17 protein-coding genes, 1 pseudogene and 1 riboswitch are annotated in these 14986 nt (G+C 58.6%); of the genes and pseudogenes, 3 read left to right on the forward strand and 15 right to left on the reverse strand.

The genetic code is table 11. From position 1 onward, the window contains the following. Positions 1-13: 13 nt before the first annotated feature. The 13 genes from ugpA to AKU94_RS19765 form a co-directional block, all read right to left on the reverse strand. Positions 14-895, reverse strand: coding sequence for a sn-glycerol-3-phosphate ABC transporter permease UgpA (gene ugpA, locus AKU94_RS12425; protein WP_050527569.1), 882 nt, complete (start codon positions 893-895; stop codon positions 14-16). Between the two features lie 60 nt (positions 896-955). Beyond that, entirely contained in the window at positions 956-2266 is a 1311-nt protein-coding gene (gene ugpB, locus AKU94_RS12430; protein ID WP_050527570.1) for a sn-glycerol-3-phosphate ABC transporter substrate-binding protein UgpB, read from the reverse strand. 158 nt (positions 2267-2424) lie between these two features. Continuing rightward, complete coding sequence (locus AKU94_RS12435; RefSeq protein ID WP_083445054.1) at positions 2425-3183, reverse strand: ABC transporter permease; 759 nt, start codon at positions 3181-3183, stop codon at positions 2425-2427. Continuing rightward, positions 3180-3917: an ATP-binding cassette domain-containing protein gene (locus AKU94_RS12440; RefSeq protein WP_050527571.1), complete on the reverse strand. Its 738-nt coding sequence runs from the start codon at positions 3915-3917 to the stop codon at positions 3180-3182. Before AKU94_RS12440 ends, AKU94_RS12435 begins: the two co-directional genes overlap by 4 nt. Beyond that, positions 3914-4588 (reverse strand): TenA family protein, encoded by a 675-nt coding sequence (locus AKU94_RS12445; RefSeq protein ID WP_050527572.1) that lies wholly within the window; start codon positions 4586-4588, stop codon positions 3914-3916. Before AKU94_RS12445 ends, AKU94_RS12440 begins: the two co-directional genes overlap by 4 nt. Then, entirely contained in the window at positions 4585-5532 is a 948-nt protein-coding gene (locus tag AKU94_RS12450) for an ABC transporter substrate-binding protein (protein ID WP_050527573.1), read from the reverse strand. The genes AKU94_RS12445 and AKU94_RS12450 overlap by 4 nt, the downstream gene beginning before the upstream one ends. A gap of 25 nt (positions 5533-5557) precedes the next feature. After that, on the reverse strand, positions 5558-6520 hold the full coding sequence (locus tag AKU94_RS12455; RefSeq protein WP_050527574.1) for a HesA/MoeB/ThiF family protein: 963 nt from the start codon (positions 6518-6520) through the stop codon (positions 5558-5560). Further along, positions 6517-7113, reverse strand: a complete 597-nt coding sequence (locus AKU94_RS12460) for a thiamine phosphate synthase (protein ID WP_050527575.1) — start codon at positions 7111-7113, stop codon at positions 6517-6519. Before AKU94_RS12460 ends, AKU94_RS12455 begins: the two co-directional genes overlap by 4 nt. After that, complete coding sequence (locus AKU94_RS12465; protein WP_050527576.1) at positions 7110-7871, reverse strand: thiazole synthase; 762 nt, start codon at positions 7869-7871, stop codon at positions 7110-7112. The genes AKU94_RS12460 and AKU94_RS12465 overlap by 4 nt, the downstream gene beginning before the upstream one ends. A 3-nt stretch (positions 7872-7874) precedes the next feature. Then, a complete protein-coding gene (gene thiS, locus AKU94_RS12470; RefSeq protein ID WP_050527577.1) occupies positions 7875-8072 on the reverse strand; it encodes a sulfur carrier protein ThiS in 198 nt (65 codons plus the stop codon). Continuing rightward, entirely contained in the window at positions 8062-9042 is a 981-nt protein-coding gene (locus AKU94_RS12475) for an FAD-dependent oxidoreductase (protein WP_050527578.1), read from the reverse strand. Before AKU94_RS12475 ends, thiS begins: the two co-directional genes overlap by 11 nt. Then, entirely contained in the window at positions 9035-9838 is an 804-nt protein-coding gene (gene thiD / locus AKU94_RS12480) for a bifunctional hydroxymethylpyrimidine kinase/phosphomethylpyrimidine kinase (protein WP_050527579.1), read from the reverse strand. Before thiD ends, AKU94_RS12475 begins: the two co-directional genes overlap by 8 nt. A 64-nt stretch (positions 9839-9902) precedes the next feature. Next, positions 9903-10000, reverse strand: a riboswitch (TPP riboswitch). After that, positions 9957-10190, reverse strand: coding sequence for a hypothetical protein (locus tag AKU94_RS19765; protein ID WP_157056538.1), 234 nt, complete (start codon positions 10188-10190; stop codon positions 9957-9959). It overlaps the preceding riboswitch by 44 nt. A 39-nt stretch (positions 10191-10229) precedes the next feature. Between AKU94_RS19765 and AKU94_RS12490 the strand changes: the two genes are divergently transcribed. Then, on the forward strand, positions 10230-11549 hold the full coding sequence (locus AKU94_RS12490; protein WP_050527581.1) for an acetamidase/formamidase family protein: 1320 nt from the start codon (positions 10230-10232) through the stop codon (positions 11547-11549). 228 nt (positions 11550-11777) lie between these two features. On the opposite strand, the gene AKU94_RS20920 is transcribed toward AKU94_RS12490, so the two are convergent. Beyond that, positions 11778-11909, reverse strand: a complete 132-nt coding sequence (locus tag AKU94_RS20920) for a putative transporter small subunit (RefSeq protein WP_408633698.1) — start codon at positions 11907-11909, stop codon at positions 11778-11780. Next, positions 11891-12193, reverse strand: a complete 303-nt coding sequence (locus AKU94_RS20040; protein WP_050527582.1) for a hypothetical protein — start codon at positions 12191-12193, stop codon at positions 11891-11893. Before AKU94_RS20040 ends, AKU94_RS20920 begins: the two co-directional genes overlap by 19 nt. A gap of 1281 nt (positions 12194-13474) precedes the next feature. Here AKU94_RS20040 and AKU94_RS20460 point away from each other — a divergent pair. Both AKU94_RS20460 and AKU94_RS12515 read left to right on the forward strand, forming a co-directional pair. Further along, positions 13475-14364, forward strand: a pseudogene (locus AKU94_RS20460) (IS3 family transposase); the annotation flags it as partial. Positions 14365-14569: 205 nt separating this feature from the next. Further along, positions 14570-14986, forward strand: a 417-nt coding sequence (locus AKU94_RS12515) for an IS110 family transposase (protein ID WP_198144905.1), incomplete at its 3' end; no start/stop codon positions are given.

Raw genomic sequence — 14986 nt, forward strand, 5'->3', positions numbered from 1 at the left:
TCATTTGGGTGGGTCAATAGTGCACCCTCCGCTCGATGAACTTGAACTGAAAGATCGTGAGCGCCCCCACCACAACCAGCAAGATCACCGACTGCGCGGCCGATGACCCAAGGTCCTGCCCCACAAAACCATCCGAGAACACCTTGTATACAAGGATCGTTGTGGATTGTTGTGGGCCCCCACTGGTGATCGTGTGAATGACACCGAAGGTTTCAAAAAAGGCGTAAACGATGTTCACAACCAGCAAAAAGAACGTCGTGGGCGACAAAAGGGGCAAAACGATTGTCCAGAACCGCTTCCAAAAGCGCGCGCCATCTATCGCCGCAGCCTCGATCACGGATTTTGGAATCGCCTGAAGTGCGGCAAAAAAGAACAGGAAGTTGTAACTGATGCGCCCCCACGCCGAGGCGACGACGACCAGACCCATGGCCTCACTGCCGTTCAGGACGTGGTTCCAGTCATAGCCCAATTGCCCAAGATACCAGGAAACGACGCCAACGCGGGTGTTGAACATAAACAGCCACAAAACGCCGGCAATGGCGGGTGCGACCGCATAGGGCCAGATCAGCATTGTGCGATAAACACCCGCCCCCTTGATCAAACGATCCGCGACCACCGCCAAAAACAAGGCAGGAACCATGGAACACAATGTCACCAGCAACGAAAATACCGCCGTCGTCAGGAACGAGGTGCGGTAATACGGGTCGGATAACAGATACTCAAAATTGCCCAGGCCGACATATTGCATCGACAGTCCGAATGGATCGGGAATGAACAAGGATTGCCAGATGGCCTGCCCTGCCGGATAAAAGAAGAAGATCGCCGAAACGAGGACTTGCGGTGCAATCAGGCACAGCGGCAACAGCCAGCCCTTGAACGTAACCCGTTTTTCCATGTGAATAGCCCCTCAAGAGTAGTGGGCGGCCAATCCGGGCCGCCCACATCTCGATCGTACTTAGTTTGCAGCCTCAAAACGGCGCAACAGCTGATCGCCGCGCTTTACGGCACTGTCCAAGGCGGTTTGTGCGTCTTTGTCGCCGGCCCAAACGGCCTCCAGCTCTTCATCAATGATCCCGCGGATTTGATCGAAGGACCCAAGGCGCAGGCCTTTGGAATTGGCGGTCGGTTCATTTCTGGTCATCTGGAGGACGGCCACTTCTGTGCCGAGGTTTTCATCATAGAACCCGGCTGCGCGCGTGGCATCCGCTGCGGCACTGGTGATCGGCAAGTAGCCGGTGTCCTGATGCCATTGCGCCTGTACGTCGGACGACGACAGATAGGACAGGAATTGCCCGGCCCCTTTGTATTCCGCGTCTTCATGGCCTTCCATCACCCATAGGGACGCACCGCCAATGATGGTGTTTTGGGGTGCATTGCCTACGCCTTCCCAATAGGGAAGCGGGCGCACATCAAAATCAAAACCGGCCTCGGCCTTGATCCCCGCATAGCCCGCAGAGCTTTCGGTAAAGAGCGCACATTCCCCCGCGCGAAAGTTTGCCCCGCCCTCATTGCGCCGTCCCGCATAGAAGAATTTCCCGTCTCGCGCCCATTCGCCCATGGCCGAAATATGCGCGACCTGTTCAGGACCATTAAAGGCGAGCTCGGTGTTGAGGCCGCCAAATCCATTGTCTTGTGTGGCGAACGGCACGTCGTGATAGGCCGAGAAGTTTTCGAGGTGAATCCAGCTTTGCCAAGCCGTTGTAAGCGGGCACTCACTGCCGCCATCGCGCAATTGCGTCAGAACCTCACCGACGTTTTGCCAGGTCGACAGATCGGTGTCGGGGTCCACACCAGCAGCTTTGAACGCGTCGCGGTTCACCCACAGAACGGGCGTGGATGCGTTGAATGGCAGCGACAGCATTTCGCCGTCAGTGCTGGTGTAATAGCCCTTGACGGCACCGATGTAGGCGTCCGGGTCAAACTCGGCCCCCGAGGTTTCCATAACCTTGGTGACAGAGCGCACCGCGCCCGCAGCTGACATCATCGTGGCCGTGCCGACCTCAAACACCATCAGGATATGCGGCTGTTCCCCGGCGCGGAATGCTGCAATTCCGGCGTTCAGGGTTTCGGAATAGTTGCCCTTATGGGTTGCGACAACCTTGAACTCATCCTGGCTTGCGTTGAAATCTTCAACCTGTGCCGCAACCAGTTCACCAAGCCGCCCTGTGAAGGCGTGCCAGAATTGAATTTCGGTTTCTGCGTAGGCCGCAAATGGAGACAGCGCCGTTGATCCGGCGATCAATGCGCCGACTGTGAATTTTTTCATGTAGTCCTCCCAGTGTTTTGCGTGGGCCCATTCGCAAGCCCGATTTCGGGTAGATTATCGGAGTGATCGCATAAAGCAAGACCACGGGTGGGATTGCGTCAGCGCACCCAAAGCGCCTGAAGTCGAAAAGAGTTTTGTGTAAGTTGCGACGACCGCCGTCAGCCACAAAGCAGCAGCCGGGTTGCCCAGCGGGACAATGCCTCAACCGCCAGCCAAAGGCATAGCGAAAGAAATGCGAGCACAAGAAGTGCTGCAAACATCAGTGCGGTCTGACCCCGTCCGTTCGACATCAGCATCAGATGGCCTAAGCCCTGGGATGAGCCGACCCACTCACCGATCAAAACGGCCAAAGGTCCGTAAACGACCGCCAGCCGTAGCCCGGATAAAAGGCCCGGCACCGCATGGGGAAGGCGCAAGAACAGCAGTTCACGACACGGATTGCCGCCTGACAGCTGCGACAGATCGACAAGCCCCGCTGGCAGTGCCACCAGCCGGTCAAACAGCGCAGAGGTGATCGGGAAATAGGTGACAAGGGCGATTGTCACGATCTTGGATGGCATGCCATAGCCTAGCCAAAGCGTAATAACGGGGGCGAGTGCAAAGACAGGCACCGCTTGGGCGATCACCAACATCGGGCGCAACAGCCACCGTGCGCGCGGTGACAGGGCCAGCATCAGCGCGGTTTCGATGCCGAGAATGATGCCCGCCAGCAACCCCAAGCCCAGATTGCCCGCCGACCAAAGGGCATTTTGCCACAAAAGCCCTGCGTTATCCCACAGCGATTGCGCCACCAGTATCGGGCCGGGCAGTATGTATTGCGGAATGCCGCTCAGGGTGACAGTGGCCTGCCAGCCAGCAATCGGCACCAGCAGCACAACAAGGCCGCGCAACAAGGTATGAAAAAGGTTTTGCATCATGCGGCACCCGTTTCGGAAATCAGGCGCAGGCGTTGGAACAGGGCGGCTTGTGATGACAGGGTGCTGACGGCCTCAGGCGGGCGTGGTGGTCGTGCAGCGGGAAGCGGGCAGGGCAAAATCCCTGCGCGGGTGGCAATCCAGGCGACATCCGCCAGACGGATTGCTTCTGCGGGATCATGTGTGATCAAAACCACGGTGCGCCCGGCAAGAAGCCGGGCCGCTAAATCCTGTGTGGCGACACGTGTCATCACATCCAGCGCCGAGAACGGCTCATCCAGCAAGACGATGGTGCGATCCTCATAGAGCAGGCGTGCAAGCGCCACGCGCTGGCGTTGCCCGGCGGACATTTGTGCAGGCTTGCGACGCTCAAATCCGGCAAGGCCGACATCCGACAACAGCGCCGCAGCATGATCGGGTTGCAAGAGGTCCCCCCGCAGCCGCGCAGATATCATGATGTTGTCCAGCGCATCCGCCCATGGCAGCAGCTGGTCATCCTGCGCCATCATGGCGACGCGCGGACCGATTGGTGCGCCATCACTTGCCGCAATCTGGCCGTCCAGCAGGGCCGCAGAAGGCAACCCCGCAATCAACCGGAACAGCGATGTCTTGCCAACACCCGAAGCGCCCAGCAAGGCGCTCCAGCCTCCGGCGGCGAATGTGATCGCAAACCTGTCGATCAGCAGGCTTTGCGCCCTATGCAACGCCCCTTCGATATGGATGGCAGGGGCGGTCATGGGCTTTGCGCCATGTTCCAGAACCCGATTTCAAGCTGAGTGGCCGCAGTAAACCGTGATTGCAAGGTTTTGGCGCGTGGCAATTCGTGCCAATCCGGCCCCAGTCGCCGCAACAGCGCATCATCCAATACCGTACCGACATTTTTGCAAAGCGCCTGAAATTCAGCGCCTGCGTAGGTATCGCACCAATCAGCATAAGGGCCGGTATTGCCCGCCAGCCGAAGGCCGATCTCGCCGTATCCCAATACGCAAGGTGCCAGAGCGGCCAAAAGGTCCAGCAGGTCGCCAGAATACCCTGCCTCAAGCACATAGCGGGTGTAGGCCAGATTTCCAGGCGCCTCTGCCGTGGCCTCAAGGGCTGTGCGGTCGATGCCATATGCGGCACAGGTCTTTACATGCAGGGGCATCTCTATATGCACCAAGGCATGCACTGTCGCGCTGGCGGCGGCCATTTCGTCCAGCGTCTCCGCCTTGGCCGCAGCCAGTGCCCATGCGCGGGCGAAATGGATCAGGAAAACATAGTCCTGGCGCAGATAATGCAAATAGCTTTCTTGCGGCAGGGATCCGTCGCGCAACCCTTCGACAAAGGCATGCTGCGTATAGTTGTCCCAACTGGCACCCGCACCTGCGCGCCAAAGGGCAAAGGCATGGCCATAGTTCGGCGCGCTCATGGTGTCGCCTCGGCGGTGACATCCATCACCAGATCGGCGGCCGGGATGGCACTGTCTACGGCCCCTTGTGCAACTAAAAATGCCTCAAAACGGGCATAGCGACCCTGGTCAACCGCCGCCGGACGGCTGGCAAAGCGCGGCCAGGTATCGGCCCATGCACGGGTGTTGAGTTCGGTCCGCAACTCTGCACTTGTCGCGAAAAAAGTCTCGGCCGTGGCGTGTGGATCATTCAGGATGTCGGCCGCGGCGCGCTCGGTCGCGTGCAAGAAGCGCGCGATCTTGTCACGGTCCAGTCCGTGTGCAGCGGCAACATAAATCAGCTCGTCATAGACCGGCACACCCTCCGCTTCGGGATAGAAACAGCGCCCCGAAATTCCCTCTATATCCATTTGGTTCAACTCAAAGTTCCGGAACGCACCGATAACACCATCGACCTGTCCAGACATCAGCGCAGGTGAGATTGACCAGCCGATATTGATTTGTTCCACGTCTTGTACCGCGACGCCGCTATGGGTCAGCATTGCATTGAGCAACATTTCCTGAACCCCCGCCACGGCAAAGCCAATCTTGCCGCCGACCAGATCATCCATGGATTGCACAGGCCCATCGGTCCGCACCACAAGACAGGTCAGCGGGGTTTCAATCAACGTCCCGACGCGCACCAGATCCAGCCCCTCCCGGCGGTTCAGGTGCAGTTCCGGCTGATAGCTGACCGCCAGATCGACACGTCCCGCAGCAACCATCCGCGGCGGATCATTTGGGTCGGCAGGGGTGACGAGTTCGACTTCAAGCCCCGCTTCTTTGAAATATCCCAATTCCTGCGCCAGTATGATCGGCCCGTGATCGGGATTGATGAACCAGTCCAGCATGACCGTCATACGGTCTTGGGCGATTGCAGGTGTTGCGAAAAGGGCAAGGACGAGGGGGGCGATGAAATTCTTCACGAGCAGCTCCGTTTTGGTGTTCGGGTTAAAGATCTGGCAGGGCGAGCAGGGCGACCGGCCCCGCCCAGCGGTTTCGGAGGGCCGTGCAGGCATGATGCGCCCGCAGGCCGGTGCGGCAGGCCAGCACAATGCGTGTTGCGGCGGGCGGCAGGGGATATTTAGTCAAGTCGTCAGGCGACAGATGCAAGGCCCCGCTGCGAAACGGGAACGGCACTTCTGTTCGCAGATCGATCACCAGATCATCCGGCGTGATCTGGCTGTTGGCAATGAAGGGCGCGGGGCTGTCCGGTTCCGTGGCTCCATCGAAGCGAAACCCCGACATACGCCACTGTGCCGCGTTCAATGTCATCATCTGACCCAAAGGCGAGGGCGCCAGATCAAGCAAAACCGCCAATGCCATTTGTGCCTGCATGGTCCCGATCATTGCCACCACCGGCCCCAACACACCTGCGGTTGCACAGGTCGCGGCCCTGCGTGGCAGATCAGGAAACACCGCACGCAGCGACGGGGCCGTGGCGCAAAAGCCGCCCAGATACCCGCTCATCCCCAAAGCCGAGGCCGAGATCAGCGGCTTGCGGGCAACAAGCGCCGTGTCGGACAAGGTCAAGCTGGCCGCGAAGCTATCGGCACAATCAAGAACCACATCGGCCGCCGCTATAAGGTCGGGCGCATTCGCAGGCGTCAGCCAGTCAACCAGCGGGCGCAGGGTGACATCGGGGTTCAGGGCGGCCAAGCTGGCGGCGGCGGCCTTAACCTTGGGTTGGCCGATATCCTGCATCCGGTAAAGTGGCTGGCGGTGCAGGTTGCTCTCATCCACAGTATCACCGTCGATCAGCGTGATCTTGCCCACACCCGCCCCAACAAGATATTGCAGCACAGGGACGCCAAGCGCCCCTGCGCCGACGACCAAAACATGTGCGTCGCGCAAACGTGTCTGCCCCGCGGCGCCCACTTGGGGCAGGGCGATCTGGCGCGCATAGCGGTTCATGTCGTCACCTTCAGCCACTGGCGCATGCGCGCGTCGGGGTCAGGGTTCAGCGTGATATCGGTCACTGCGGCCACTGTGTCGGCCCCGGCGGCAAAGGCCCCGGGCGCACGTTCGACCGACATGCCCCCGATGGCACACAAGGGGATTTCTCCGATCAGCGCCTTCCATTCCGTCAAACGGTCAAGGCCCTGCTCAGCCCATTTCATCTGTTTCAGAATTGTGGGATAAACCGGCCCCAAAGCGATATAGTCAGGGGCAAGGGCCATTGCGCGGTCCAGCTCTGCGCGGTCATGGGTCGATACCCCAAGTTTAAGCCCGGCACGCCGAATGGCGGCCAGATCGGCGGTATCCAGATCCTCTTGGCCCAGATGCAGCCATTCGGCACCCAAGTCGATTGCCAATTCCCAATGATCGTTGACGACAAGGGCCGCACCATAGCGGCGGCAATCGGCGAGTGAGGTGCCGATCTCGTGGCGCAGGTCTTGTTCGGCGTGATCCTTGATACGCAGTTGTACCAGCGCGACACCCAGGCCGACGGCCCGTGAAACCCACTGCCTGCTGTCAAAGATGGGGTAAAAACGGGGTAACATCATAGCCATGCCTTGCCAATCACCGGGGTTGAGGGCACCGCCATGTCACGTTGGCCCATCGGGCCTGATACTGCGGCCAGCGCACCGGCCTGCGCGGCCAGAGCAAAGGCGCGGGCCATTTCGGCGGGGTCACCCGCCTCGGCAACCGCAGTGTTCAGCAAGATCGCATCGAACCCCAATTCCATCGCCTGTGCGGCATGGCTGGGCAGGCCAAGACCCGCATCAATCACCATGGCAACATCGGGAAAAGCGGCCCGCAAGCTGCGCAACCCGTGAATATTGTTCAGCCCCATGCCCGACCCTATTGGCGCCCCCCATGGCATCAGTACTCGGCAGCCCGCATCAATCAGTTTTGCCGCCAGCACCTGATCTTCGGTGGTATAGGGGAATACTTTGAACCCGTCGGCACATAAGACTTCGGCCGCCTCCAGTAACCCGAAGGGATCGGGTTGCAAACTGTCCGCATGGCCGATCACCTCAAGTTTGATCCAGTCGGTCTGAAAATATTCCCGTGCCATCTGTGCCGTGGTGATCGCCTCGCGGGCGGAATGACATCCGGCGGTATTTGGCAGCAGATGAATGCCAAGGCCGCGCACAATATCCCAAAATGCCTGCCCTGCGCCGCGCTCCCGCCGCAGCGACACCGTGACGACCGATGCGCCGCTCTCCCGAAATGCCTTCTCCATCACAGCCGGAGAGGGGTAGCGTGCAGTGCCCAGCATCATGGGGGTCGCCAGCGTCACGCCATAGAAATCACGCATGGCTTAGCCCCCCTGCATCGCGGTCAGGACTTCTAGCCGGTCGCCGGGCGACAGCGGCGTGTCATCGCGCGCGGCTTGGGGCACAAAGCTGCCGTTCAGCGCGGTTGCCACCCGCCCCTCGGCCCAGCCCAGTTCAATCAATGCGGTGCCCAGATGGGTGGCAGTTACGTCGCGCGGCGCGCCGTTCACTTCAATTTTCATGGATCAGATCTCCTGTTTTTCCTGTCAAAAGACATTCTGCCGCCTGCTCGGCCAAGGTGGGGGCCATTAGAAACCCGTGCCGGAACAGCCCGTTGAGGTACAAGACACGCCCCCGACGAATAACCCGTGGGACATGATCGCAAAAAGCGGGGCGCAGATCGGCCCCCATCTCGATGACCTCGGCCTCGGCAAAGCGCGGGTCGAGGGCATAGGCGGTGGATAACAGCTCCAGCACCGAGCGGGCGCGGATGGGGCCGCGTGACGCGGTTTCGATCTGGGTCGCGCCCAGCATGAACAGCCCGCCCTCACGGGGCACGACATAAAGCGGGTGGCGCGGATGCAGCAGGCGGATGGGCCGCGTCAGCACAATTTCATCCGAGCGAAGCACGACCATTTCGCCGCGCACGCCGCGCAAGCCTGACAGATCGCGCTCTGCGGCCATGCCGCGACAATCGATGACCGGCCCCTCTATGTCATCGGGAGTGACCGTCCCTGTTTCCACAAGGATGCCGGATGAGAGAAGCTTTTGCGTCAGATCGGACAAGGCCTGTCTGGGGTTCAGGTGGGCCTCTTGCGCAAAGAACAGGCCGCGGCGGTGCAGGCCGCCCAGATCCGGCTCGAGCGCGGTGATTTTCGCGCTGTCACAGCCGGTATGCCCGCAGGTGCGCGCGGCAAAGCGGTCAAGTTCGACGCCGTCACGCGAAGGCGCCAGAACCAGCGTGCCACGGCTGGTGACGCGGGTGACCTCTTGCCACAGCGCGGTTGCATTGCGTCCATGGGTGATCACTTGGGGTTCACAAATCGCGCCTTCGCAATCGGCCGCCAGCATACCGCCCGCCCACCATGAACAGCCATGTGGGCCCGGCGTGCCTGCACGGTCGATGATACGCGGCCGCAGCCCGCGTTTCAGGCAGGCATAAGCGGCCCAAAGACCGGCAACCCCCGCGCCTATGATCGTGACATCAGCCATTGTGCCAGACCGCGTGAAAATGATGGACAGGGCCGTGACCGCTGCCGATGTTTAGCTGGTCCGCGGCGGCGATTGCGCCCTGAAGATAGCGATGGGCAGCGCGCACAGCCTCTTGCATCGGCATGTTTCGGGCCAGCCCTGCGGCAATGGCGGCCGATAGTGTACAGCCGGTGCCGTGGGTATTGCGCGTCGGATGGCGCGGCGCGGACAGCCGTAAAACATGATGCTCGGTGACCAAAAGATCGACGCATTCCGCCCCCGCGCGATGCCCGCCCTTCATCAACACGGCACGCGGCCCCAATGCTAACAGGGCGCGGCCTTGCTCCAGCATCGCGGCCTCATCCCGTGCCTCGGCTGCGTTCAATAGCTGCGCTGCCTCTGGCAGGTTTGGCGTCACAAGGTCCGCCCGCGGCAACAGGCGGATGCGCAAGGCCGCCATCGCCTCATCCGGCAAAAGCACATCGCCTGATTTGGCGATCATCACCGGATCGAGGACGAGAGGCACCTGACAGTCTGCCAGACCCTCAGCTACGGCTTCGATGGTTTGCGCGTCGCCCAGCATCCCGATCTTGACCGCGTTGATCGCCAGATCATCAAAGACGGCATCAATCTGGGCGCGGACCATCGCGCGTGAGAGCGTTTCAACTGCCGTAACCGCACATGTGTTTTGCGCCGTAATCGCGGTAATGACGCTGGCACCGTAAACGCCCAATGCGCTGAATGTTTTAAGGTCTGCCTGAATTCCCGCGCCACCGCCACTGTCGGATCCTGCAATCGTCAACGCCTGAAAAACCATAGGTAGCCCCATTTAATTAAAGGGCCAAAAGCACAGGTAGACGGAGGGCATGCGGCTGCATAGCTTGCAGCTTTTCTCCGTTCCCTACGCCGGAATGACCCGGATCAGGTTCGATGGGTCAGCTTTCGCCTCTCAGCCATGACGGCACCCCAACGGATACCCAAGAGGTAGCCTTGATTTCAGGCTGTGTCAAATTGGCGGATTCAATTTCGATTTTCTGCTTCGGGATTTTTGGCCGATGCACATCACATGCGGTGGCGCGAGCATTAATTTTCCAATATTTTTCAAAAGGATATGTCGCATATCTTGTTTTTTGCGCCTCGTTCTGGTAGGGGTGGGATTCAAGGTTCAAAATGCATGACTTTATGCATCTTCAGCAAGGGAAAGCACTATGGCGGACGGCAATCAAATCACCTCGCTACGTCGCAGCGTTGTCGTAAACGAATTTACAAATTCGGTGCTGGATCCCGACCAGCCGATGCTTGGCCCGCTTGCAAATGGCGGCACGATCATCGCCAATACCGCGCCAGGGTGCTGGGGGCCAATGATTACCCCGCGGCTGCGCGGCGGTCATGAGGTGACCCGACCTGTCCATGTTGACGGCGCCGAGCCGGGGGATGCGTTGATCGTCCATATTCGCGACATCACCGTAACATCGCTTGCGACGGCATCCGGGCATGATAACTCTCCCGAGGGCTTTTGTCTTGGTGACCCCTATGTTGCGGCGCGCTGTCCGACCTGTGATGAGGTCTGGCCCGAAACCCATATCGAAGGAATTGGTCCCAAAGCCGTTCGCTGTGACAAATGCGGCAATGCTGTCACCCCGTTTGAGATCGTGCACGGCTATACGGTTACCTTCGACCCGACCGGCGCTATTGGCCTGACCCTGCCGCAAGACGCAGCAGAAGCAATTGCCAAGGATGCTGCCAACTATGCGGCACTACCCGATAATTCGCGCCAACATTCGATCCTGACCTACGCGCCGTCAGATATGCCGGGTGTCATGGTGCGTATGCGCCCCTTTATGGGGCAGCTTGGAACCTGTCCTTCGATCGCAATGCCGGACAGTCATAACGCCGGTGATTTCGGGGCCTTTTTGGAAAACGCGCCACATGCCTATGGGCTGACGCATGACCAGATCATTGCCAATAAAACAGACGGCCACATGGATATCGATGCGGTGCGGACGGGCGCGGTTCTGGTTTGTCCGGTCAAGGTCGCTGGCGGCGGTATTTACATGGGGGACATGCACGCAAGCCAAGGAGATGGTGAAATCGCCGGTCACACCATGGATGTTGCCGGTTCCGTCACGTTGCAGGTTTCGGTAAAGAAGGGCTGGCCGATCGATGGTCCGGTGCTGTTCCCTCTGCTTGAGGATCTGCCCCCGATGGCGCGCCCCTTTACAGCGGCAGAAACGGCCAAAGCGCAAAAGCTAGCGGAAAAATACGGTGTACAGACAATTGAGCAGACAGCTCCGATTTCTGTCATCGGGACGGCCGCTGATATGAACGCCGCAATTGACAACGGCCTTCAAAGGGCTGCCACGTTGCTTGGAATCAGCGTGGCCGAAGTCCGGAACCGTGCGACGATCAATGGTGCAATCGAGATAGGGCGCGCGCCCGGCGTGATTCAGGTGACATTCCTGGCACCTTTGGCCAAGCTTGACGCGGTCGGCCTTGGCGATATCGCGCGTGAGCAATACGGCATTTAGCCTGCCTGCTGTGGGGTGGCATGACGGCACCCCACCAAGAGAACAGATAATGCCCTCGCGGCCGTTCCGCTTATGTTTAAGGGTGGCGCAAGACGCATATGATTGCCGGGGTCAATGGGCCATTTGTTCTTGCGAATGAACAAGGATCATATTGTTACATACAGCGGCGCACCCATTGGTGCGCCGCCAAATCTGCCGGGGTGATGCCCCCGCAGGCATAGGCCCGGATTAAACAATGCTTTTACCTTCGATGCGTACCTGACGCCATTCCTGCCAAAAGGCGCGCAACAGGAAAAACAGTACGTCGGCCACAATGACGGACAAAATCAGAACATAAATTGTCAAAAATATCGGAACCATTGGTTTTCCTTTCGGTATGTATCAGAAGTGACTGTGTCAAAATTGCCGGTTTTGGCGCTAATGTGGGAGAAGTCGAACCTTTCACCGTCAGCCAATGACAAAACCACGCAGACGACCATACCGGCACTGCGCCCGGCGCAGCCGAAAATCATCAGCCCGGCGATCACACCCGCACCGATGACTACAATGAAAACAGACACGAATGCGGTCGCACCTTCGAGAGGGATGCAGCCAAAGCGCACCGGAAAGAATACCGCCAGTGCCGCGAGCACTGAGATGGCCAAGGTCCGCTTAGTGACCTTGTCAATAAAAGCTGGCGATGACGGGGGAAACCAGCGCACCCCAGATTGCACCGACCAGCATCAAAAGCTCCAGAATGTTGAACTTGTTCCTGGCAAAGAATAGCGCCGCACCGATCACAAGTTGCCCTGTAGCCGATTGATGCGGTCACAAAGGTCTGGCGGGTCATGTCTTCGCGCACGGCAAAGAAGCGCTGCACAATCGTCTGGTTGCCAACGGCATAGGCCAGCACCGCCGCGATATGACGCGCGCCCTCGTTAAAGAAATCATCGGAAAAAAAGGAGCTCTGTTACGGTGGCGTGAGGTTGACTGTCCCTGCGGCAAAGATCTAGGTCCCGCGCGCGGCAAAGAAAACGATCGGCAAGATGATAATCACGGCGCCGAACGAAAGCGGCGAGAGCATGGAGATCAACGCACCACTGGCAATAAAATTCGAGGTCAGGCTAAGCAGGCTCCCCCAGCAATTTGGACCCGGCAAGGATCAACAGACTGGAGCGCCCGTGCCGTGCGTGAAGGATTTTGGCCAATATATGCGCATGTGGCCCAATAGAGCGGATACGATGCCCGAAAGGATAGATGAGAAGGATCATCAGCGAGCCCCAAAAACCCCATAGGTGTAGCCCGATGTCGCTGAGGCATAAAGTGAGACGGCCGAAATCCAGGTGGCTGTCATCGAGGCCGCAGAGATGCCAAAGCCAACCGAGTTTCCCGCTGTAATATAGTTATCAGCGCTCTCGTTTTGTGCCCGATGGTGAGCGACAGAAGAAGTGTTCTTGCAAAAATAAAAGACCAGCAGCAGAAGGGTAATAGGTGCTCCGCGAGTATTCAGTTGCACAAGTCCTTGCCATATTGTTGTCGCAAGCGGTCGCTGGCGCTGCCGAAAACGACAACGCTTGGGAAAACTGTCACGGACCGCGGCTTGATCGGGGTTGGCGCGCGGGACCTAAATGTCGCTCGAATGGCGGCAAGGTGCGTATGAATGCGGCCCCGATTTCTGCCCGTGCTCGATGAGATCACGGGGTTCCTAGCCTGTTCAATTCAACGATGCAGACGCCGCTACCGACCGGTGGTAGGACAAGGGGGGCGGCCCAGACAGGGATCAGATAATTTATTAGGTTTTTCACCGCGTACATCCGTAAATATTTGATAATATTAAATGGTTGTCAGAAATGCTTAAGGACCTGTCGCCGCTTACCTATCGGGCTATGACCCGACGCCCCCGGTTACAGGATGCCCTGATGTTCGGCCCGCATGAGGATGTGGAGAAGGAAAACGCGCGCCTTCGCAAAGAGAACCGGCTACTCCGCGGGGAGAGGGAAGTGGTGAAGAAGGCGACGATCCACTGACCGGCAGGATTATGCGAAGCATAAGCCCAAGAGGCTTCTTCGCAGGCCAACAGACCTGAGGTTTGCCTTCATCGACACCTGGAAGAAGATCTGGCCCATTGCGTTTCCATGCCGCGTTTTGCGGGTTACTTCCCGTGGATTTCGCACCTGAAAGATCCGCCCTATCAGCCGAAGCCAGCGAGATGACATGGTGCTGTTGGCCCATATCACAGAACAACACCGCCTTGGTCTGTAAAGCTAGGGTCGGCCTCGCATGACGGAGGAACTGCGCGATCCCGGTCTTGTTGTCGGGCACCCGTTGTCAGGCAACGGTTTGCTTGCAAACGGTAAGAGGGGCCGGTTGATGCGTGAGAACGCGATCAAGGTATTCGAGCCCGTAAACATAACGTCACGACTGACAGCAATTACGCCTTCAATGTCGCCCCCGATTTTCTGGATCAGGACTTCTTTGCTGATGGCCCGAACCACAATGGGCCGGGGAGATTTCCTACATCTGGACGAGCGAGGGATGGCTGTATTTGGCAGTGACCATCCACCTTTACGCCCGCCGGGTCATTGGCTGGGCGGTCAGTAACCGGATGAAGCGGGACCGGGCCATCAAGGCACTGGACATGGCAGTAGGGCTGCGAAAGCCACCCAAAGGCTGCATCCAGCATACGGATTGTGGCTCTCGATACTGTTCCGGTGACTATCATAAACGTCTGAAGCAGCATGGCGTTCTCGTTTCGACGAGCGGCAAGGGACAGTGTTATGACAATTCCATGGTCGAGACCGTCTTCAAATCTCTGAAAGCCGGACTGATCTGGCGTTAGAAACGGGCGCCCCGCAGACAAGCAGAAGGAGCAATATTCCACTACATCAATGATGGGGTGGATGCGCCACCCGGCGGCATCGCAATGTGCCAGAATGATAGCAGTTTAAACTGTCATACAAAGGAAGAGCATCCATAGAGAATGTTAGCGTAGTAGGAATTGATTTAGCAAAACGGGGCTTCCAACTGCACGGAGCTTCCAACTGCACGGGGCTGCCACCGATGGTTCCGTTGTGTTCCGCAAGAAATTGTCGCGGTCTCAGCTTATTGCGTTCCTGAGTAAGCTTCCAAGGTGCGTTGTTGCTATGGAGGCTTGCGCTACGTCCCATTATTGGGGGCGTGAGATTGGCAAGCTCGGTCACGAGGCGCGTCTAATCCCACCTGTTTACGTTAAGCCGTTTGTGAAGCGTCAAAAGAACGATGCAAATGACGCAGAAGCGATCGCGGAGGCGGCATCGCGCCCGACCATGCGCTACGTCTCGGTTAAAAGCGCAGAACAACAGGCGCAGGGCATGGTCTTTCGAACACGCGATTTATGTGTCCGCCAACGCTCCCAGTTGGTAAACGCTTTGCGGGGTCATTTAGCAGAATACGGTGTCGTCGTCGCTCAAGGGATGTTT

Origin of the sequence: Pseudorhodobacter aquimaris, from assembly GCF_001202025.1 — a bacterium.
Classification (GTDB): Bacteria; Pseudomonadota; Alphaproteobacteria; order Rhodobacterales; family Rhodobacteraceae; genus Pseudorhodobacter; species Pseudorhodobacter aquimaris.

Bases quoted from the DNA above. Each gene is read 5' to 3' on its own strand.
- ugpA (WP_050527569.1), bottom strand. From the start codon at position 895: ATGGAAAAACGGGTTACGTTCAAGGGCTGGCTGTTGCCGCTGTGCCTG.
- ugpB (WP_050527570.1), bottom strand. From the start codon at position 2,266: ATGAAAAAATTCACAGTCGGCGCATTGATCGCCGGATCAACGGCGCTG.
- AKU94_RS12435 (WP_083445054.1), bottom strand. From the start codon at position 3,183: ATGATGCAAAACCTTTTTCATACCTTGTTGCGCGGCCTTGTTGTGCTG.
- AKU94_RS12440 (WP_050527571.1), bottom strand. From the start codon at position 3,917: ATGACCGCCCCTGCCATCCATATCGAAGGGGCGTTGCATAGGGCGCAA.
- AKU94_RS12445 (WP_050527572.1), bottom strand. From the start codon at position 4,588: ATGAGCGCGCCGAACTATGGCCATGCCTTTGCCCTTTGGCGCGCAGGT.
- AKU94_RS12455 (WP_050527574.1), bottom strand. From the start codon at position 6,520: ATGAACCGCTATGCGCGCCAGATCGCCCTGCCCCAAGTGGGCGCCGCG.
- AKU94_RS12460 (WP_050527575.1), bottom strand. From the start codon at position 7,113: ATGATGTTACCCCGTTTTTACCCCATCTTTGACAGCAGGCAGTGGGTT.
- AKU94_RS12465 (WP_050527576.1), bottom strand. From the start codon at position 7,871: ATGCGTGATTTCTATGGCGTGACGCTGGCGACCCCCATGATGCTGGGC.
- thiS (WP_050527577.1), bottom strand. From the start codon at position 8,072: ATGAAAATTGAAGTGAACGGCGCGCCGCGCGACGTAACTGCCACCCAT.
- AKU94_RS12475 (WP_050527578.1), bottom strand. From the start codon at position 9,042: ATGGCTGATGTCACGATCATAGGCGCGGGGGTTGCCGGTCTTTGGGCC.
- thiD (WP_050527579.1), bottom strand. From the start codon at position 9,838: ATGGTTTTTCAGGCGTTGACGATTGCAGGATCCGACAGTGGCGGTGGC.
- AKU94_RS12490 (WP_050527581.1), top strand. From the start codon at position 10,230: ATGGCGGACGGCAATCAAATCACCTCGCTACGTCGCAGCGTTGTCGTA.
- AKU94_RS20920 (WP_408633698.1), bottom strand. From the start codon at position 11,909: ATGGTTCCGATATTTTTGACAATTTATGTTCTGATTTTGTCCGTCATT.